The 16,987-nt window shown below is 68.9% G+C and carries 17 protein-coding genes; 10 read left to right on the top strand and 7 right to left on the bottom strand.

From position 1 onward, the window contains the following. The first annotated feature begins 84 nt into the window (after positions 1 to 84). Positions 85 to 408 carry a thioredoxin TrxA gene (gene trxA, locus ACCD06_RS17410; protein ID WP_085087204.1) on the top strand — a complete coding sequence of 108 codons (324 nt, stop codon included), beginning with the start codon at positions 85 to 87 and terminating at the stop codon, positions 406 to 408. 85 nt (positions 409 to 493) lie between these two features. Here trxA and ACCD06_RS17405 read toward each other — a convergent pair whose 3' ends face one another. Both ACCD06_RS17405 and ACCD06_RS17400 read right to left on the bottom strand, forming a co-directional pair. Beyond that, positions 494 to 1,351, bottom strand: a complete 858-nt coding sequence (locus ACCD06_RS17405) for an alpha/beta fold hydrolase (protein ID WP_413342076.1) — start codon at positions 1,349 to 1,351, stop codon at positions 494 to 496. A gap of 193 nt (positions 1,352 to 1,544) precedes the next feature. Further along, positions 1,545 to 2,399, bottom strand: coding sequence for a hypothetical protein (locus ACCD06_RS17400; protein ID WP_413342074.1), 855 nt, complete (start codon positions 2,397 to 2,399; stop codon positions 1,545 to 1,547). Between the two features lie 107 nt (positions 2,400 to 2,506). On the opposite strand from ACCD06_RS17400, the gene ACCD06_RS17395 reads away from it, so the two are divergent. From ACCD06_RS17395 to gyrB, 5 genes are all read left to right on the top strand, one after another. Next, complete coding sequence (locus ACCD06_RS17395; protein ID WP_109073266.1) at positions 2,507 to 3,382, top strand: SDR family oxidoreductase; 876 nt, start codon at positions 2,507 to 2,509, stop codon at positions 3,380 to 3,382. A gap of 169 nt (positions 3,383 to 3,551) precedes the next feature. Further along, the gene (locus ACCD06_RS17390) at positions 3,552 to 5,276 is read left to right on the top strand and encodes a hypothetical protein (protein ID WP_413342072.1); all 1,725 of its coding nucleotides are present in this window, start codon (positions 3,552 to 3,554) and stop codon (positions 5,274 to 5,276) included. A 158-nt stretch (positions 5,277 to 5,434) separates the two neighbouring features. Further along, complete coding sequence (gene dnaN / locus ACCD06_RS17385; RefSeq protein ID WP_109073268.1) at positions 5,435 to 6,565, top strand: DNA polymerase III subunit beta; 1,131 nt, start codon at positions 5,435 to 5,437, stop codon at positions 6,563 to 6,565. Between the two features lie 64 nt (positions 6,566 to 6,629). Next, positions 6,630 to 7,814, top strand: coding sequence for a DNA replication/repair protein RecF (gene recF / locus ACCD06_RS17380; RefSeq protein WP_413342070.1), 1,185 nt, complete (start codon positions 6,630 to 6,632; stop codon positions 7,812 to 7,814). Positions 7,815 to 7,904: 90 nt separating this feature from the next. Next, complete coding sequence (gyrB, locus tag ACCD06_RS17375) at positions 7,905 to 10,394, top strand: DNA topoisomerase (ATP-hydrolyzing) subunit B (RefSeq protein WP_109073270.1); 2,490 nt, start codon at positions 7,905 to 7,907, stop codon at positions 10,392 to 10,394. 95 nt (positions 10,395 to 10,489) lie between these two features. Here the strand turns inward: gyrB and ACCD06_RS17370 are convergent, their stop codons facing one another. The 4 genes from ACCD06_RS17370 to ACCD06_RS17355 form a co-directional block, all read right to left on the bottom strand. Continuing rightward, positions 10,490 to 10,957, bottom strand: coding sequence for a c-type cytochrome (locus ACCD06_RS17370; protein ID WP_413342068.1), 468 nt, complete (start codon positions 10,955 to 10,957; stop codon positions 10,490 to 10,492). A gap of 8 nt (positions 10,958 to 10,965) precedes the next feature. Continuing rightward, a complete protein-coding gene (locus ACCD06_RS17365) occupies positions 10,966 to 11,934 on the bottom strand; it encodes a zinc metalloprotease HtpX (RefSeq protein ID WP_413342066.1) in 969 nt (322 codons plus the stop codon). Between the two features lie 90 nt (positions 11,935 to 12,024). Next, the gene (locus tag ACCD06_RS17360) at positions 12,025 to 12,717 is read right to left on the bottom strand and encodes a Spy/CpxP family protein refolding chaperone (RefSeq protein ID WP_413342064.1); all 693 of its coding nucleotides are present in this window, start codon (positions 12,715 to 12,717) and stop codon (positions 12,025 to 12,027) included. 146 nt (positions 12,718 to 12,863) lie between these two features. After that, positions 12,864 to 13,223 carry a hypothetical protein gene (locus ACCD06_RS17355; protein WP_146205346.1) on the bottom strand — a complete coding sequence of 120 codons (360 nt, stop codon included), beginning with the start codon at positions 13,221 to 13,223 and terminating at the stop codon, positions 12,864 to 12,866. Between the two features lie 329 nt (positions 13,224 to 13,552). On the opposite strand from ACCD06_RS17355, the gene ACCD06_RS17350 reads away from it, so the two are divergent. The 4 genes from ACCD06_RS17350 to ACCD06_RS17335 all read left to right on the top strand — a co-directional run bounded on the left by ACCD06_RS17350 (position 13,553) and on the right by ACCD06_RS17335 (position 16,568). Further along, the gene (locus ACCD06_RS17350; protein WP_146205347.1) at positions 13,553 to 13,891 is read left to right on the top strand and encodes a hypothetical protein; all 339 of its coding nucleotides are present in this window, start codon (positions 13,553 to 13,555) and stop codon (positions 13,889 to 13,891) included. A gap of 102 nt (positions 13,892 to 13,993) precedes the next feature. After that, the gene (locus ACCD06_RS17345; RefSeq protein WP_158281974.1) at positions 13,994 to 14,620 is read left to right on the top strand and encodes a cupredoxin domain-containing protein; all 627 of its coding nucleotides are present in this window, start codon (positions 13,994 to 13,996) and stop codon (positions 14,618 to 14,620) included. A 19-nt stretch (positions 14,621 to 14,639) separates the two neighbouring features. After that, positions 14,640 to 16,346: a cbb3-type cytochrome c oxidase subunit I gene (locus tag ACCD06_RS17340; RefSeq protein ID WP_158281973.1), complete on the top strand. Its 1,707-nt coding sequence runs from the start codon at positions 14,640 to 14,642 to the stop codon at positions 16,344 to 16,346. Between the two features lie 30 nt (positions 16,347 to 16,376). Further along, positions 16,377 to 16,568, top strand: coding sequence for a hypothetical protein (locus tag ACCD06_RS17335; RefSeq protein ID WP_109074409.1), 192 nt, complete (start codon positions 16,377 to 16,379; stop codon positions 16,566 to 16,568). 76 nt (positions 16,569 to 16,644) lie between these two features. Here the strand turns inward: ACCD06_RS17335 and ACCD06_RS17330 are convergent, their stop codons facing one another. Next, the gene (locus ACCD06_RS17330) at positions 16,645 to 16,896 is read right to left on the bottom strand and encodes a hypothetical protein (protein ID WP_109074408.1); all 252 of its coding nucleotides are present in this window, start codon (positions 16,894 to 16,896) and stop codon (positions 16,645 to 16,647) included. Between the last annotated feature and the right edge of the window lie 91 nt (positions 16,897 to 16,987).

Here is a 16,987-nt window from a genome sequence, read left to right as displayed (position 1 = left end):
TTTGCTCAATTCCACTGACGGGGCGATGGCCGCCGGCCTTCCACAACCGGTCCGCGGCGCTTCCGAATCCAGGCAAGAGGTCACATGAGCACCACCATCAAGGTTACCGACGACAGCTTCGAGCAGGACGTCCTGAAGGCCACCGGCCCGGTCCTGGTCGATTTCTGGGCGGAATGGTGCGGCCCCTGCAAGATGATCGCCCCGGCGCTCGACGAGCTGGCCGGCGAGTATGACGGCAAGGTCACCGTCGCCAAGCTGAACATCGACGAGAACCCGGACACCCCGACCAAGTACGGCGTGCGCGGCATCCCGACGCTGATGCTGTTCAAGGGCGGCAGCGTCGCCGCCACGAAGATCGGCGCCCTGCCCAAGGGTGCGCTGTTCCAGTGGGTCGACTCGGCGCTGTAAGCGGTCCGACAGGTCCGGATACAGGTCCAGCTCAAGGAAAAGCCCCGCCCGCGGTCACCGCGGCGGGGCTTTTTCGTTTGTCCGGTCAGGTGCCGAGGAATTCCAGAAGCTCCCGCGCCAGCTCTTCGGGCGCCTCCTCCGCCATGTGGTGGCCGCAATCCAGGCCGCGCCCGCGCAGGTCCGGCGCCCAGGGCCGCCAGACCGCCAGAACGTCGCCGTAAAGGTCCTCCAGATCGTCCCGCAACGACCATAAGGCCAGCACCGGACAGCTCAGCCGCCGGCCGGTCGCGCGATCGGCCGCATCATGGTCGCGGTCGATGCCCAGCCCGGCGCGGTAATCCTCCAGCATGCCATGCACGGTGGCCGGATCATGGATGGCCGCGCGGAAATCACGGTAGGCCTCCTCCCCCATCGCCTCCGCCGAACCGCCGTACCAGGCGTCGGGATCGGCCAGGATGGCGCGTTCCGGCTTGTCCGGCTGGGCGAAGAAGAACCAGTGCCACCATGCCTGGGCGAAGCGGGCATCGCACCGCTCCAGGGCTTCCAGGATCGGCACGCCGTCGAGCAGGGCGAGGCGGGTGACGGCGGCCGGATGATCCATCGCCAGACGGAACGCGGTGTAGGAGCCACGGTCGTGGCCGACGACGGCGAAGCGCTCGAAACCGAGGTGCCGCATCAGGGCGAGGCAATCCAGCGCCTTGGCCCGTTTGGAGGAGTTGGCATGGTCGGGCCGGTCCGCCGGCTTCGACGACCGGCCGAACCCCCGCAGATCGGGGCAGACCACGCTGTGGGACGCCGCCAGCAGCGGCGCCACACGGTGCCAGGTCGCATGGGTGCGCGGATGGCCGTGGAGCAGCAGGACCGGACTGCCCTGCCCGCCATGACGGACCCGCAGGGTCGCGTCCGGCAGTTCGACGGTCTCCAGCATGAATCCTTCGAACATCGTGCCCTCCCCGGCTTTGCCTGGGAGAACCGCGGCATGGGCGGCGGGGTTCCTCCCGCGGGCAAAGTCGGGACGGCGGAAGCCGGACGGCGAAACGGGCCGCCGGAAGGTCTCCGACAGCCCGTGCCTGCATCGGATAAGCCTTGAGGCCACCCGTCGTTCAGCGGACGCCCCTTACCAGGGGGACTTCATATCAGGGAGACTTTGGCTTTCCCGTATCCTTACCTGCGTCCTTGCCTTTGCCCCCGGCAAGCTCCGCCGTGCGGGCGAGGTTGTCGGCGGCGGCGCGGCCCCATTCGCTGTCGGGGGAGACGCGGCGGGTCAGTGACCAGTCGTCGCGCGCCGCCGGCAGGTTGCCGCCCAGCGCCTTGACGTTGCCGCGCAGCAGGATCGCCTCCGGATCGCCGGGTTTCAGTTCCAGCGCATGGTCGATGTCGGACAGCGCCTGCCGGTAGTTGGACAGCGCCTTATTGGCGGTCGCGCGGTAGAGATAAGCGTCCGCCCGGCGGGGATCGCGGGCCAGCGCGGCGTCGAGGTCGGTGATGGCGTCCCAGAAGCGTTCACCCTCGGCGCGGGCGAAGGCGCGGTCGATCAGCAGGTCGACGTCGCCGGGCGTCTTGTCGAGCGCCGCGCTGTAGAGCCGCTCCGCCTTCCCCTGGTCGCCGGCGCGCAGCCACGCCCAGCCGGCCCGGCCGAGCAGCGACGCGGCGGCCCTGGGGTCGTCCTTGCCCAGCGTCGGCACCAGCGCCTCCATCTGGGTTCCGGCCGCCTTGAACTCGCCGGCATGGAACTGCGCCAGCGCGTAGCAGAGCTTGGCGAAGTCGCCGCCGCCCTGCTCCTGCCAGCGCTTGGCGTCGGCCTTGGCGCCGTCGGGATTGGCCTCCGCCTTGGCGGCGCAGGCCTGGAGTTCGCGGTTGCGGTCGAGGCCGGAGGACGGCCCAGAGGACGGCCCGGAGGAGGCCGCCTGCGCGGCCGGCGAGGGCGCCGGCAGGACGGCGAGAAGCCCCAGGGCGAGGGCGGCGGAAAGGTAAAGATTGCGTCGGGTCATGGTGCCTTTACACTCCGCCATCGCCGGGCAGGGTGCAAGCCCCCCACACCAATTCGGTGGCCGAGCCCGGCGTTACACCGTTCACCGCCCCAACCGGAACGCCCGCGATGACCGATCCCCGCCTGTTCGTCTTCGGCCCCGGCTATACCGCCCGCGTCTTCGCCGACCGGCTGCGCGCCGAGGGATGGCGCATCGCCGCCACCTGCCGCAGCGAGGAGAAGAAGGCGGAGTTGGAGGCCCACGGCATCGAGCCTTTCCTGTTCGACCGCGGCCGGCCGCTGGCCGATGCCAAGGCGGCGCTGGCCGGCACCACCCATCTGCTGGTCAGCATTCCGCCTGACGGCAAGGGCGACCCGGTGCTGGACCAGCATGCCCGCGATCTGGCCGACCTGCGCACGCTGGACTGGGCCGGCTACCTGTCCACCACCGGCGTCTATGGCGACACCGGCGGCGAGTGGGTCAGCGAGGCGTCCTGGCTGAAGCCGACCGGCGAGCGGCAGAAGCGGCGGGTGGAGGCGGAGCGCGGCTGGCTGAACCTGTACCGCCAGTATGGCGTGCCGATGCATCTGTTCCGGCTGGCCGGAATCTACGGCCCCGGCCGCAGCGCCATCGATTCCGTGCGTGACGGCATCGCCAAGCGGGTGGACAAGCCGGGTCAGGTCTTCTGTCGCATTCATGTCGACGACATCGCCAACACGCTGCGCGCGTCGATGGCGCGGCCGACGCTGGGCGCCATCTACAACGTCGCCGACGATCTGCCCAGCCCGTCGCACGAGGTGGTGGAATATGCCTGCCGCCTGCTGGGGGTGGAGCCGCCGCCGCTGGTGCCCTTCGATCAGGCGGAAATGTCGCCGATGGCCGCCAGCTTCTACGCCGATTGCCGTCGGGTGAAGAACGACCGCATCAAGCGCCAGCTTGGCGTCACCCTGACCTATCCCGACTACCGCGCCGGGTTGGAGGCGCAGCTGGCGGCCGGACTTTAGTCGAAGACTCGGGAAAAAGGTAAACCTGAGATTACAAAGCAATTGCCCGTCATATTCCGATAATCATAAAACTCGGCCGAAGACACGCATGGAAATAGCAAAGGTTATTTAATAATCTCCCGGGATCATGAGCGTCCAGGCGACGACGATCCTGCGAGGTGTTGGGCGCATGAGCAGCACGCCGACGGTCACGACCTCCCTCCCCTCCGCCGGTCTTCCGGCGGCCAGGGACATGATGGATGCCACCGCCTTCCGCCGCCAGATGGACGAGGTCGTCGCCCGCATCCCCATGCACGCCATCCGATCCGTGCTGGACGCGGTTGAAGGGGCCCCCAGCCCGAACGGCGAGCGGGCACGGCATCTGCGCGACGCGCTGGTCGACCATTTCAACCGGCTGCGGCCGATGAAGGCACGGCGGCTGTTCACCAGCCTGTTCGAACCCTTCCTGGTCGACGACCCGATCCTCTACCGCTCGCCTGAGTCGGTGCCGGCGCTGATCCAGCGGGTGGACATGGGCGGCATCTGGGCGGCGCTGACCCGTTATGCCTTTCCCGGCCTTGCGGCGGAGGTGCAGAGCCGGCTGGACGCGATGGCGCGCGAGGCGATGCTGGACGCCGTGCTGGCCAGCCCCGACGCCATGGTGATGCGCGAACTGATGCGGAAAGAGGCGCTGGACTTCCTCTACACCATGGTCGGCGACCGCAAGCTGACCGACCGCTTCCTGGCGCTGGCGAATGAGGAGGCGCACCACGACGCCCGGCTGCGCACCCAGTATCTCGGCCGCAAGGCGCCGATCGACGGCGACCTGCTGGGCTTCGTCCGCGCCCTGCTGGAGCACAACGAGGTGCTGGTGCCGCTGACCGAGCGGATGCGCCGCGACATTGAGGAGATGCAGGGCGCCGGCGATCCCCGGTCCGCCGAGGTCGATTGCCAGTCGGCGCTGATGGTCGGCTTCGTCCGCCGGGTGCGCGATCTCGGCCTGCCCTTCCGCGACCAGTCGCAGGTGCTGGCCTGGTTCGCCCCGCTCTACGGGCTGAACGTCAAGCGCCGCTACGACGTGTTCCTGCGCCATGTCCGCGAGCATGTCGGTTCGGGCGGCCCGGCGGTGCGCGAGTCGCACCCGCTGCTGCGCGCCCTGCTCTGCCACTTCAACGCCGCCTGCACCACCATCCGCGAGGTGGTGGACGGCATGTTCGGCGACATGGACATCCAGGACGGCGGGGTCCTGTCCGCCCCCGCCCCGACCCGCGCCCTGCTGCACGAAGCGGTGGAGCGCTTCGACCGGGCGCTGACGGCGCTGTCCGGCACCGGCTTCCTCGCCAGCCGCTCCACCGGCCCGGCGCTGCGGGCGGAGCTGGCGGCGGTCAGCCGCGAATTGACCGGCACGGTGATGCCGGCGCTGGCCGCCCGGCTGCAGGCGGCGATGAACGCCCGCCATGCCCCGGTGCCCGACCATGAGGACATCGTCTGGCTGCTGGAACTGGTCTGGCGCTGGGGCCGCTATCTCGGCAATGCCGGCTACGCCAACCCGGAGCTGAAGTCGCTGCGCCTCTATGCAGTGGAGACCGGCCGCCTCGCCTTCATCCAGGCAATGAAGGCCGAACCGCAGGAGAAGCCCGCCCACCGCATGGCGCACATGCTGCGCATCCGCCGGCTGATGGCGGCGATGGGCGAGACGGTGGACGGCTGGATCAGCCCGGTCAGCCAGGGCCTGCACCGGGTCGTCTTCCGCTATCTTGAGGATGTCGGGGAGATCGCCGACGACGAATGGGCGGTGATCGACGCCTTCGTCGCCAGCGTCCGCAGCGAACTGAGCCGGTCGCGCAACTGGCAGAGCGCGGATTTCGTCGACATCCTGCGGCTGCATGAGGGCAGGCGGCGGGGGGAGGGCTGACTCCCTCTCGGCCGAAGGCCTTGGCCGCAACAATTTGGTTCGACGCAACCATCGATGTGGTATGATGCGCGCCCGCTCGGGGCGGGACGGCCGGACAACGGCCCGCAACCCCGGTGGTCCCGCTTTTCAGTCACTCCTCCCGCCGAGACGACGCCAGCATGAACATCACCATCGAACGCGCCGCCCTTCTCCGTTCCCTGGGTCACGTGCAGAGTGTGGTCGAGCGGCGGAACACCATTCCGATCCTGTCCAACGTCCTGCTGCGCGCGGGCGACGGCGAACTGTCGCTGGCCGCCACCGACATGGATCTGGAGATCGTCGAGACGGTCCCGGCGACGGTCGGGCGCCCCGGCGGCACCACCGCCCCCGCCCACACCCTGTTCGACATCGTCCGCAAGCTGCCCGACGGCAGCCAGGTCGAACTGGACATCGGCGGCGACGGGACCATCCTGACGCTGCGCGCCGGCCGGTCGCAGTTCAAGCTGTCCTGCCTGCCGGTGGAGGATTTCCCGCAGCTGTCCAGCGGCGAGCTGAAGCACAATTTCTCGGTCGCCGCCGCCGATCTGCGCGGGCTGATCGACCGCACCCGCTTCGCGATCTCCACCGAGGAGACGCGCTATTACCTGAATGGCATCTACCTGCACGCCGCCAAGAGCAAGATGGGCAGCCTGGAGACGCCGGTCCTGCGCGCCGTCGCCACCGACGGCCACCGGCTGGCCCGGGTCGAGATGCCGCTGCCGGACGGGGCGGAGGGCATCCCCGGCGTCATCATCCCGCGCAAGACCGTCACCGAAATCCGCAAGCTGGTGGACGAGGCCGCCGACCGCATCGAGCTGTCGTTGTCCGACAACAAGATCCGCTTCGGCTTCGACAGCGTCGTCGTCACCTCCAAGCTGATCGACGGCACCTTCCCCGACTATGAGCGGGTGATCCCGGTCGGCAACGACAAGGTGATGGAGGTGGACGCCAAGCTGTTCGCCGCCGCCGTCGACCGTGTCGCCACCATCTCCACCGAAAAGAGCCGGGCGGTGAAGCTGTCCCTGGTCCGCGGCGCCCTGACCCTGTCGGCCACCAGCCCGGAATCGGGCAGCGCCACCGAGGAGCTGGAGGTCAATTACGCCGAGTCCCCGCTGGAAATCGGCTTCAACTCTCGCTATCTGCTGGACATCACGCAGCAGATCGAGGGCGAGGGCGCCCAGTTCACGCTGGCCGACGCCGCGTCGCCGACCATCATCCGCGACGTCGCCGACTCCACCGCGCTCTATGTCCTGATGCCGATGCGTGTGTGATGGGGCTGCGGGGATCGTCCCCGCCCCAGGCGGAACGGACCAGTTGCAGCACACGGCAGTTTCGATGAGCGGCGGTACCCCGGTGTCCGCCCCAACCCAGGCTTTGGCCCCGGCTCTGGCGGTGCGGCGGATGACGCTGACGCGCTTCCGTGGCTATGACTCCGCGCGGCTGGAACCCGACCGCCGGCCCGTCGCCCTGATCGGCCCGAACGGGGCCGGCAAGACCAATTTGCTGGAGGCCGTCAGCTTCCTCGCCCCCGGCCGCGGCATCCGCGGCGCCCGGCTGGCCGAGGTGGAGCGGCTGGGATCGCCCCCCGGCGCCGGCTGGGCGGTGGCGGCCATGCTCGACACCCCGATGGGTCCGGTGGAGATCGGCACCGGCCGCGAACCCCATGACGGCAACCGCACCTCCGACCGCGACCGCCGGCTGGTCCGCATCGACGGCCATCCGGCCAAAGGCCAGACGGCACTCGCCGACCATGTCGCCATGGTCTGGCTGACCCCGCAGATGGACCGCCTGTTCCTCGAAGGATCGAGCGGACGGCGGCGCTTCCTCGACCGGCTGGTCTTCGGCTTCGATCCCGCCCATGCCGGGCGGCTGTCCCGTTATGAACATGCGCTGCGCGAACGCGCCCGGCTGCTGCGCGACGGCCGCTTCGACGAGGGCTGGCTCGGCGCGCTTGAGGACCAGATGGCGACCACCGGCATCGCCGTCGCCGCGGCCCGGCGGGAGGTGGTGCAGCGGCTCCGTGCCGCCTGCGCCCGCTCGGTCGGTCCCTTCCCCGGCGCCGACCTCGCCGTCGCCGGCACGGTGGAGCGCTGGCTGGACGAAGGCCCGGCGCTGGCGGCGGAGGATGCGTTGCGCGACAGTCTGCGCATCGGCCGTCGCGCCGATTCCGATGGCGGCGGCGCGTTGGCGGGACCGCACAAGAGCGACCTCGCCGTCCGCCATGCGCCCAAGGACATGCCGGCGGCGCTGTGTTCCACCGGCGAGCAGAAGGCCCTGCTGATTGCCATCGTGCTGGCCAATGCCCGGCTGCTGGCGGCCGAACGCGGGGCGGCACCCATCCTTCTGCTGGACGAAGTGGCCGCCCATCTCGACCCCGAACGGCGCGCCGCGCTGTTCGGCGAAATCCTGGCATTGGGCGCCCAGGCCTGGATGACCGGCACCGACGAGGGGGTTTTCGACCCGCTCGGCGAGGATGCCCGCCGGTTCCGCATCGAAGACGCCCACATCCGCCCCGGATAGGGGTGGAAATTCGGGCCAAGACCCAAAAAAAAGCCGTGTTCACGCACGCTAAACCGCCGAATCCACAACCGAATCTGTTATAGTCGACGCATGGCACAGGAAGCACTGAAGAACGACCTCCCGCAGTCGGAGCCCCAACAGGCGGACTATGGGGCGGAGTCGATCACCGTTCTGCGCGGGCTCGATGCCGTGCGCAAACGCCCCGGCATGTACATCGGCGACACCGACGACGGGTCCGGCCTGCACCACATGGTGTACGAGGTGGTCGACAACGCCATCGACGAGGCGCTGGCCGGCTATTGCGACAAGGTCGAGGTTCTGCTGAACGCCGACGGATCGGTCACGGTGCGCGACAACGGACGCGGCATCCCGACCGACATCCATTCGGAGGAAGGCGTCTCGGCGGCCGAGGTCGTGATGACCCAGCTCCATGCCGGCGGCAAGTTCAACCAGAACAGCTACAAGGTCTCCGGCGGCCTGCACGGCGTCGGCGTGTCGGTGGTGAACGCTCTGTCCGAAACGCTGGATCTCCGCATCTGGCGCGGCGGCCGCACCTGGACCATGCGCTTCCGCCACGGCGTCGCCGAGGCGCCGCTGGCCGATGTCGGCGAGGCGCCGATGGTGCCGGAGAAGGGCAAGCAGTTGTCGGGCACCGAAGTCACCTTCATGCCCTCGGCCGAGACCTTCACCAACATCGAGTTCGATTACGCCACGCTGGAACACCGGCTGCGCGAACTGGCCTTCCTCAACTCCGGCGTCCGTCTGGTTCTGACCGACGCGCGCGGGGTGGAGCCGAAGGTGCAGGACCTGCATTACGAAGGCGGCCTGGAAGCCTTCGTCAACTGGCTCGACCGTTCCAAGGCGCCGCTGCACAAGCCGGCGATCACCTTGAAGAACGAACGCCCGACCGAACATGGCGGCGTGGTGACGGTGGAATGCGCGCTGCAGTGGAACGACAGTTACCACGAGACGACGCTGTGCTTCACCAACAACATCCCGCAGAAGGACGGCGGCACCCACCTCGCCGGCTTCCGCGCGGCGCTGACCCGTGCCATCAACAACTATGCCAACGAATCCGGCATCGCCAAGAAGGAGAAGGTCAACCTGTCGGGCGACGACGCCCGTGAAGGCCTGACCTGCGTCCTGTCGGTGAAGGTGCCCGATCCGAAATTCTCCAGCCAGACCAAGGACAAGCTGGTCTCGTCGGAGGTCCGTCCCGTCGTCGAGGCGGTGGTGGGCGAGGCGCTGGCCCAGTATTTCGAGGAGCATCCGGCCGACGCCCGCCGCGTCGTCCAGAAGGTGGTGGAAGCCGCCGCCGCCCGCGAGGCCGCCCGCAAGGCGCGCGAGCTGACCCGGCGCAAGGGCGCGCTCGACATGGCGTCGCTGCCCGGCAAGCTGGCCGACTGCCAGGAACGCGACCCGGCGTCGTCGGAGCTGTTCATCGTCGAGGGTGACTCGGCCGGCGGCTCGGCCAAGCAGGGCCGCTCGCGCCAGTTCCAGGCCATCCTGCCGCTGCGCGGCAAGATCCTGAACGTGGAACGGGCGCGCTTCGACAAGATGCTGGGCTCGGCGGAGATCGGCACGCTGATCGCGGCGCTCGGCACCGGCATCGGCCGCGACGAGTTCAACGCCGACAAGACGCGCTACCACAAGATCATCATCATGACCGACGCGGACGTGGACGGCAGCCACATCCGCACCCTGCTGCTGACCTTCTTCTTCCGGCAGATGCCCGACCTGATCGAGCGCGGCTATCTCTACATCGCCCAGCCGCCGCTCTACCGCATCAAGCGCGGCAACGCCAAGGAACGCTACCTGAAGGACGACCGGGCGCTCGAAGAGTATCTGGTCGAGGCCGCGTTGAGCGACCTGTCGGTCCAGCTGTCCGACGGCACCCTGCTGATCGGCGATCAGCTGTCCGGCCTGGTCGATCAGGCCCGCACCGCGCGTCCGGCGATCGACACGCTGTCGCGCAAGGTCGGCAGCGCCATGGTGGTGGAACAGGCGGCGGTCGCCGGCGCCCTGTCCGCCGCCCTGGCCGACGACAAGGCGGCGGCGGAGGCCGCGGCCAAGGCGGTCGCCGAGCGGATGAACACGATGGACGCCGACGGCGGCTGGCGCGGCGAGGCGCTGCCCCAGGGCGGCTATGCCGTGATCCGCGCCCGGCGCGGCGTCACCCATCGCCACCTGTTCGACGCCGACCTGCTGAAGAGCGGCGAGGCCCGCCGTCTCGACGGTCTGGCCGCCGACCTGAAGCGGGTGTTCGGCACCGCCGGCAAGGCCTTCGAAAAGCAGAAGGAAACCCGCGCCCTGACCGGCCCCGTCGCCCTGTTCGACACGGTGATGGAACTGGGCCGCCGCGGCGTCACCATCCAGCGCTACAAGGGCCTGGGCGAGATGAACCCGGACCAGCTGTGGGAGACCACGCTGGACCCGACCAAGCGCTCGCTGCTGCAGGTCCGCGTCAGCCATGCCGATCAGGCGGAGGAGGTCTTCTCCACCCTGATGGGCGACATCGTCGAACCGCGCCGCGAGTTCATCCAGGACAACGCGCTGAAGGTGTCGAACCTGGACGTGTGATGCGGGTGGTGTGGTCGGTTCGCTCTCCGTAACCGGAGAGCAAGAAGAGGGCGGGGCCGCAAAGGCTCCGCCCTTTCTGTTTGCGCTGCCTCTCCTCAGTTCTTCGACCGCTCGCTCATGGCGGCGTGGCGGCGGCGGATGTCTTCCGGCCAGGAGCTTTTGATGAAGGCGAGAACCGCCCAGATGTCGGCGTCGCTCAGCTTGGCGCCGAACGCAGGCATATCGCTGCTGTAGCCGGGCGGGGCGAACGCCGCGATGCCCTGCTTGGTGATCTTGAAGAGATCCGCGTCCGGGTGGTGCCACGTATGGCCGGACGCATCGTGAGGCGGCGCGGGCAGACGGCCATCGGCCTTGCGGCTCTGCCAGTTCGTCTGGCCTTCGAGCCGGACCCCGTGGCACGACGCGCACTGGTCGGCATACACCACCTTCCCGCGGGCGACCTGCGCGGCATCCGCCGGATCGGCGCCCGCCTTCGGGCCGACGAGCATGATCGCGCCGGCCACCGCGACCACGGCGGCCAAGGCAAAGCCGATGCCGATCGCCGCCGTTCTGGAAAAACGCATGTTGAACCTCAATGCCAAAGACCGGATGCGCGCCAGCGGGGCCGATGGGCCGGCCGCGCCCAATGGGTGGGGAGCCCGACCATGCGGGCTTCGGAGGTGGGGAACGCCTCGTCGGCCTGCTGAAGCGAGAGCAGGCGCCCGATGCGTTCCTCGATTTCGGGATGGGTGCGCAGCACGGACGGATGCGGATTTCGCCGTCCTGGCCAGAGAATACGCTCCCAGAAGCCGGGATCGTATCGCTGGAGCTTCGCCAAGGCAAATGCCAGACCCTCCGGGTCGCCGGTCAAGTCGGCGGCATCCAGATCGGCGTCGAACTCCCGAGTGCGCGAGAGCCGCAGTTGAATGAGCGTGTTGATGGGGGGTGCCGCCCAAAGAAGCACGATCAGCGGCCAGTTGACCGTGCCGTGCCGCTCCATCGTCTGCGGCAGGCTCAGGAGCAGAAGGACGACTCCGGTCGTCGCCATGGCGCTGGTGACCCGGCTGATGATGTCGGCCAAACCCATGGTCCAGAGATCGTGGTTGCGGACATGGCTGATCTCGTGGGCCAGGATCCCCGCCAGTTCACGCAGGCTCATCGCTCGCAGCAACCCGTCGGTCAGGACGATGGCGCTGCCGCGCGAGGAGCCGACCGTGAAGGCGTTCGGCACCGGGGTCGCCAGATAGTGCAACTCGGGAACGCTGGGCAGCCCGGCGCGCCGGGCCAGCAGCCGGGTGGCCTGCTGGACCTCGGGAAGGTCGTAAGGGCCGAGGCGCCGGGCTCCGTAAAGCCGCAGGATCGTCCGCGGCGATACGGTCGGGCTGAACGCCACCGTCGCACCGATGAGGATGGCTGACCAGACGACGCCGAACCATCCGGAGAGCAGCCAGCCGATCGCCGCCACGAGCAGACCCAGGCTGCCCACCAGCAGGATGGATTGCCCCAGGTTCCGGAACTTGTGGCGGCGGCGCTGCCGTTCATTGAGACGGACCATCGGCATGCTGCTCGATCCCTGCATCGACCATGACGACCGTAACGGCTTCCGGGTCCTCGCCCCAACCGCGGCGACGGGCCCGTGCCGGGCGGCCCCTCACATCATTCCCATCGGGCCGGCGAACAGCCGGTCGGCGGCCTTCTTCTGGTCGTCGGTCAGCACGGCATAGAGCGGCTTGGCGGCGGCCTCAATGGCCTTCATGGCGTCGAGCCGGGTCTCCAGGACCTTCTGCTGGACGGCCAGCCGGTCCGGCCACGCGGACGGCAGGCCGCCCTTGGTCATCTGCTCGTGCATGGCCTGATGGGCCTTGGCGTTCGACCGCAGGGTGTCGGCGAAGGCATTCCACTGCGGCGCCTGGGCGTCGGTGATCCCAAGTTCCGCCTTCAGGAAGGCGATGCGGCCCTCGACATGCTCGAACGGCAGGCCCATGCCGCCCATGCCGCCCTGCTGGCCCATCATCATCTGGCGCATCATGGGCATCATCTGCTCCATCATGCCAGACCCCATCATGTTGGATTGGCCGCTCTGCTGACCCATCATGCCGCCCATCATCGGGCGCATCTGGTCCATGTTCATCATCATGCCGGGCATCGCGGGCTGGCCGCCCTGGGACGGCTGGGCAGGCGTCGGGGCAGGAGCGGGCTGGGCCTGGGTGGTCGTGGCGCCGGCTGGGTGGTGGGCCTGGTGATCCTGGCCCTGGTCGGGAGTGGCGGCGGTCTGGGCCTGGGCAGCCGACATCATGGCGACGAGCGCAAAGGCCGGAAGCATCTTGCGGGTGAAAGACGACATGGCGTCCTCCTGATCATATGGTTCGAGCCGTCCCGGTCGGACTCCACGCGGGAGCGCCGGGATGAAAAGGGCCGAGCGCACGAGGACTGGAACCGGCACCCGTTGCCGAGCCGAAGCTCAGGTCGGACGCGGACAGACTCGTGGCGTCAGAGGATCAGAGAGGGTGGACGCAGTGCGGGGTCGCTGTCGACGCCTTCGGGCGTGGCCAGGGCCGGCAGATGGTCCGCCCGGTCAATGGCCGGAATGAAGGCTGCGACGGCATCGACGGGGAGGGCGCAGTGCATGGTCGCGCATTGGATGACGCTACAGCAGGCATCGTCACCGCGCACACCCAGGTGCTTGCAGAGATCCTGCTTGTGCTCATGGTCTGCCACCGCGGCGACACCATCGTCCTGCGTGTCGACCAGGGCATCCTCATGAGGCGCCGGGGAGTGCTGGTGAGGCGGCAGACCGGCGTGGCTCGGCACGGCGTAGACGAGCAGCGTGGCCAGCATCAGCAGGCTCACCACCGCTCTCCTCACCGTCGACCAATCCCCACGCCACATGGTGATTGCCTTCCTTGCCCGAGGCCGGACGGCACCTGCGCGCCCACCGGCCCCTCCCGCAACCGTAAGACCATTCCCTGGTCCCTGCAACGGCACGTTCGTCCCGATGACCGGCCGCGTCAGGCGAACATCGACCCTCCAGCGGTGGGAGGGTCAATATCAAAAGCGTTCGATGGCAATGCCGGTCGATCGGCGGCGTCGGTTGACGGACATCAATGGCCGCCCCCCACAGGGGGGACTATGGTTGTGTCGGCCCGGACGGATCCGGGTCGTTCAAAGCAATGGTCGGCATGAAGCGGTTGGGCCACATCCTCGCCATTCTGGCGTTCGCCTTCGCGCTCCTGATGGGCGCGGCGGGCGGAGCCGTGGCGAATGTGGAGATGCCCGCCGGTTCGACGGGCCATTATGGCTCTCATCACACCCCGCCCCCTTCGGCGCCATCACAGAGCCACCACAAGGCCGCCCTCGCCATCGCGGCGACCTGTTGCCCGGCGGCCGAGGCTCCGGTTCGGCACAGCATCGCCATCCCGGTGACCATGGTCGAAGCGTCCTGGCACCCGCGGGCCGGCTTCGTCCCGAACGCCCGGGACATCACACCGGACACGCCCCCTCCGAAGACCAGCCTCTGATCGGCCGCGCGCCCTGACGCCTGCGTCGGACGCCCGGCCATGCGCCGCCTGACCGGCGGCGTGCGCGAGCGATTCCGACCACGCGATCAGAGGACTCTCATCATGTCCGAGAGGCATTTCACGACCCGCCGCGGCTTCATCGCCGCGCTGGGCTTCGGCGCCGTCTCCCTGTACGGCGCTTGGGCAGCCTATGGCGCCGCCCCGCTTCCCTTCGGCGGACACACCGGACACAAGGACGCCGCTCCGGAAGCCGCCGCACACGGCCATGGCGGCCACGGCGCGGCCGAGGGCATGGCGCCCGAGGAGTTCCGCTTCGAGCACGACTTCTTCGTCCAGAAGTACGCGCAGAAGGACGGCAGCGTGAATCCGCACGCCGATGCGGACGCCCATAGCGGCCATGGTCATGCCGATGCCGGCCATGACCACGGTGTGGAGATGGTGTCTGCCGAGCCGGTCGATGTCTACCTGATGGCGCAGAAATTCGCCTACAGCCCGGATATCCTCCGCCTCAAGGCCGGCCAAGCCTACCGGTTCCGCATGATGGCGGACGACATCACGCATGGTGCGTCGATCCAGCTGGGATCCGCCAGCCGCATCATCCGCCTGCGGCCGAACGTCGTCACCGAGCAGACGATCACCTTCACCAAGCCGGGCGAGTACCTCGTCTACTGCACCGTCTATTGCGGCCAGGCGCATGACGCCATGCACGGCCGCATCGTCGTCGGCTGACCCGGGGAGGACTCACAGCATGGATACCCTCTCGGCCTCCTTCGCCCCGGCCGGCGCGACCTCACCTCTCGCGGCCTCGCGCCTCACGGTTCGGGTTGCCTCCCTGCCGTCGGCCGACAAGGCCCTTCTCATGCTGCTGTTCGGCGCCGCCCTACTGGCGCTTGTGCTGGGGTTGGTTGGCGGCTTCGTGACTGCGCTCGCCCGCGCCGGGGCGCTCACCGTCTTTCCGGACGACGCCTACCGCATCCTGACCCTGCACGGCGTGTCCGTGTTCTTCTATTGGCTCTACCTGATCCAGGCAGCCCTGTTGCTGGTGCTGGCGGCGGCTGAGAGCGGCCGAGGCCTCGCCCTGCGCCCATTGGCATGGCTCGGTGCCGCCCTGATGCTGGCGGGCTTCGGTGTCAGCGAGTGGATCTCCGCCACCGGCACGCCGCTGCTCTACGACGGCAGCCCCGAACTGGCCGCGGACGACCCGCGCTCCGTCGGGGTCTTCGCGCTCGGCTACCTGCTGCTTTCGGCAGGGCTGGCGGCGTCCGCCATCAGCGGCATCGCGACCGTGCTCCAGCCCCGGCTGCGTGGCGAGGCCAGCGAGTTCACCTCCATCGGCTTCGCCCTGTTCGCCTGGGCGGGGTTCCTGGTGGTCAGCGCGATCGCCGCGACCAACGCCTTCCTGCCCGGCCTGCTGTGGGCGCTCGGCACGGGACCGTTCCCGGCCGATCACGGCACCGAGTGGCACATCCTGTTCCACAACCTGCATTACCTGCCGCTGATGGCGACCGTGCTGGTGTGGTACGTGCTGAGCGAACACCTGACCGGGGTGACGTCGATCCATGGCGCGCGCCTGTCGAAGATCGTCTTCGCCGCCTATCTGGTCTTCGTGCCGCCGACCAGCCTCTACCACATGTTCCTGGAGCCGACCCTGTCGGAGAGCGTCCGGGTCGTCGGCTCGCTGCTGTCGTTGTTCGTGTCGGTGCCGACGCTGGCGGCCTTCGCCATCATCGTCTCCTCGCTGGAAGCCAGCGCCCGGGCGCGCGGCGCCACCGGCTTCTTCGGCTGGATGCGGGGGCTGCCCTGGCGCAACCCGGTGATGGCGAACATGGGCTGGGCGGTGGTGAACATGATGCTGGGCATCACCTTCGCCTTCGTCCTGATCCAGGAGAAGCTGGCGCCGATGCTGTCGGACACCTTCTTCGTGCCCGGCTATTTCCATTTCTTCGCGGTTGGCGTGCTGACCCAGACCTTCCTGGCCGCGCTGATGGTGATCCTGCCGGCACTCGGCGGAGGCAGCCTGTGGCGCCCGGACCTGCTGCGGCGCATGCCGGCCGTCGTGACGCTCGGCCTGCTGATCTTCGGCGCAGCCGGCATCACCGCCGGGTTCATGGGGGTGCCGCGCCGGGTCTTCGACGTCGGCTACGGCGGCATGGCCCCGGCCGCTTGGCCGGTGCTGATGGCCCTGGTCGGCATCGGCGCCACGATCTTCGCCCTCGCCATCTCGGTCAGCGTCTACGGCGTCGTCCGCACGCTGCTGTCGCTGCGCCCGTCGATCGAGCCGGCGCCGGTGGTCGACTGGCGGACCGGATCGCGCGGCGTCGGCACAGCCCCGGCCTGGACCGGGCCGCTGTCGGTCGCGGCCCTGGTCGCCGCCATGTACGTCTTCACCATCGTCGCGTTCCAGCTGATCCAGTCGCTGCCGATCATCGTCATCGGCGGCGGGCACGGCCACTGAGCGACGGCCACTGAGCGCAGGAGACCCGTCATGAAACTGAACGAAGAGCTTTGGCTCGTTGTCGTCATCGCCGCCGTATGGGCGGTGCTCGCCGCCGTCTACGCCCTGGTCCCCAGTCTTGGGATGCCCGGTTACGTCCGGGTCTGGGGCGGCGGCGCGGTGCTGTTCCTGGGGCTCGCCGGAGTGCTGGTCGCCGTCAGCCGGAAGGCGCCCAGGGGCTGAACCGCTGCACGACGGTGCCACAAAAGGAGGCGCCATGGGGGCATGAGCATCGCTCCGCCCCCCATGGCACCCTGTATCACTTCTTGATGCCGAGGATGGTTTCAGCCTGGGCGAGCGTCGCCTCCGACTCGGCATGCTTGCCCTGCTTATGGAACGTCTCGCCATCGGCGCGGAGCTTCTTCACCTGCGTCATCTGGTCAGCGCTCAGCTTCGGGTTGGCCGCCAGGGCCTGGTCGATGGCGGCCATGTGTTTGGGACAGCTGTTGGCGAGCGCCGGACCGGTCAGGGCGACGGCGAAGACGGCTGCCAAAGCGACGTTCCTGAGCATGGTGTTCCTCCCGTTTCGCGGTCCGCGGAAATGCGGGCCGCCTGATCGACGCCTGAACGGCGCCCCGTATTCCAACACGGGCGGCCCCGGT

Origin of the sequence: Azospirillum sp. CT11-132 (assembly GCF_047302835.1) — a bacterium.
In the GTDB taxonomy this organism is placed as follows: Bacteria; Pseudomonadota; Alphaproteobacteria; order Azospirillales; family Azospirillaceae; genus Azospirillum.
Note: the sequence above shows the minus strand (reverse complement) of the source record. Positions and strands in the feature narration are given on the sequence as shown.

Bases quoted from the DNA above. Each gene is read 5' to 3' on its own strand.
- ACCD06_RS17340 (WP_158281973.1), top strand. From the start codon at position 14,640: ATGGATACCCTCTCGGCCTCCTTCGCCCCGGCCGGCGCGACCTCACCT.
- ACCD06_RS17390 (WP_413342072.1), top strand. From the start codon at position 3,552: ATGAGCAGCACGCCGACGGTCACGACCTCCCTCCCCTCCGCCGGTCTT.
- ACCD06_RS17360 (WP_413342064.1), bottom strand. From the start codon at position 12,717: ATGTCGTCTTTCACCCGCAAGATGCTTCCGGCCTTTGCGCTCGTCGCC.
- ACCD06_RS17350 (WP_146205347.1), top strand. From the start codon at position 13,553: ATGAAGCGGTTGGGCCACATCCTCGCCATTCTGGCGTTCGCCTTCGCG.
- dnaN (WP_109073268.1), top strand. From the start codon at position 5,435: ATGAACATCACCATCGAACGCGCCGCCCTTCTCCGTTCCCTGGGTCAC.
- recF (WP_413342070.1), top strand. From the start codon at position 6,630: ATGAGCGGCGGTACCCCGGTGTCCGCCCCAACCCAGGCTTTGGCCCCG.
- ACCD06_RS17400 (WP_413342074.1), bottom strand. From the start codon at position 2,399: ATGACCCGACGCAATCTTTACCTTTCCGCCGCCCTCGCCCTGGGGCTT.
- ACCD06_RS17345 (WP_158281974.1), top strand. From the start codon at position 13,994: ATGTCCGAGAGGCATTTCACGACCCGCCGCGGCTTCATCGCCGCGCTG.
- ACCD06_RS17335 (WP_109074409.1), top strand. From the start codon at position 16,377: ATGAAACTGAACGAAGAGCTTTGGCTCGTTGTCGTCATCGCCGCCGTA.
- gyrB (WP_109073270.1), top strand. From the start codon at position 7,905: ATGGCACAGGAAGCACTGAAGAACGACCTCCCGCAGTCGGAGCCCCAA.
- ACCD06_RS17395 (WP_109073266.1), top strand. From the start codon at position 2,507: ATGACCGATCCCCGCCTGTTCGTCTTCGGCCCCGGCTATACCGCCCGC.
- ACCD06_RS17405 (WP_413342076.1), bottom strand. From the start codon at position 1,351: ATGTTCGAAGGATTCATGCTGGAGACCGTCGAACTGCCGGACGCGACC.
- ACCD06_RS17330 (WP_109074408.1), bottom strand. From the start codon at position 16,896: ATGCTCAGGAACGTCGCTTTGGCAGCCGTCTTCGCCGTCGCCCTGACC.
- ACCD06_RS17370 (WP_413342068.1), bottom strand. From the start codon at position 10,957: ATGCGTTTTTCCAGAACGGCGGCGATCGGCATCGGCTTTGCCTTGGCC.
- ACCD06_RS17365 (WP_413342066.1), bottom strand. From the start codon at position 11,934: ATGCCGATGGTCCGTCTCAATGAACGGCAGCGCCGCCGCCACAAGTTC.
- trxA (WP_085087204.1), top strand. From the start codon at position 85: ATGAGCACCACCATCAAGGTTACCGACGACAGCTTCGAGCAGGACGTC.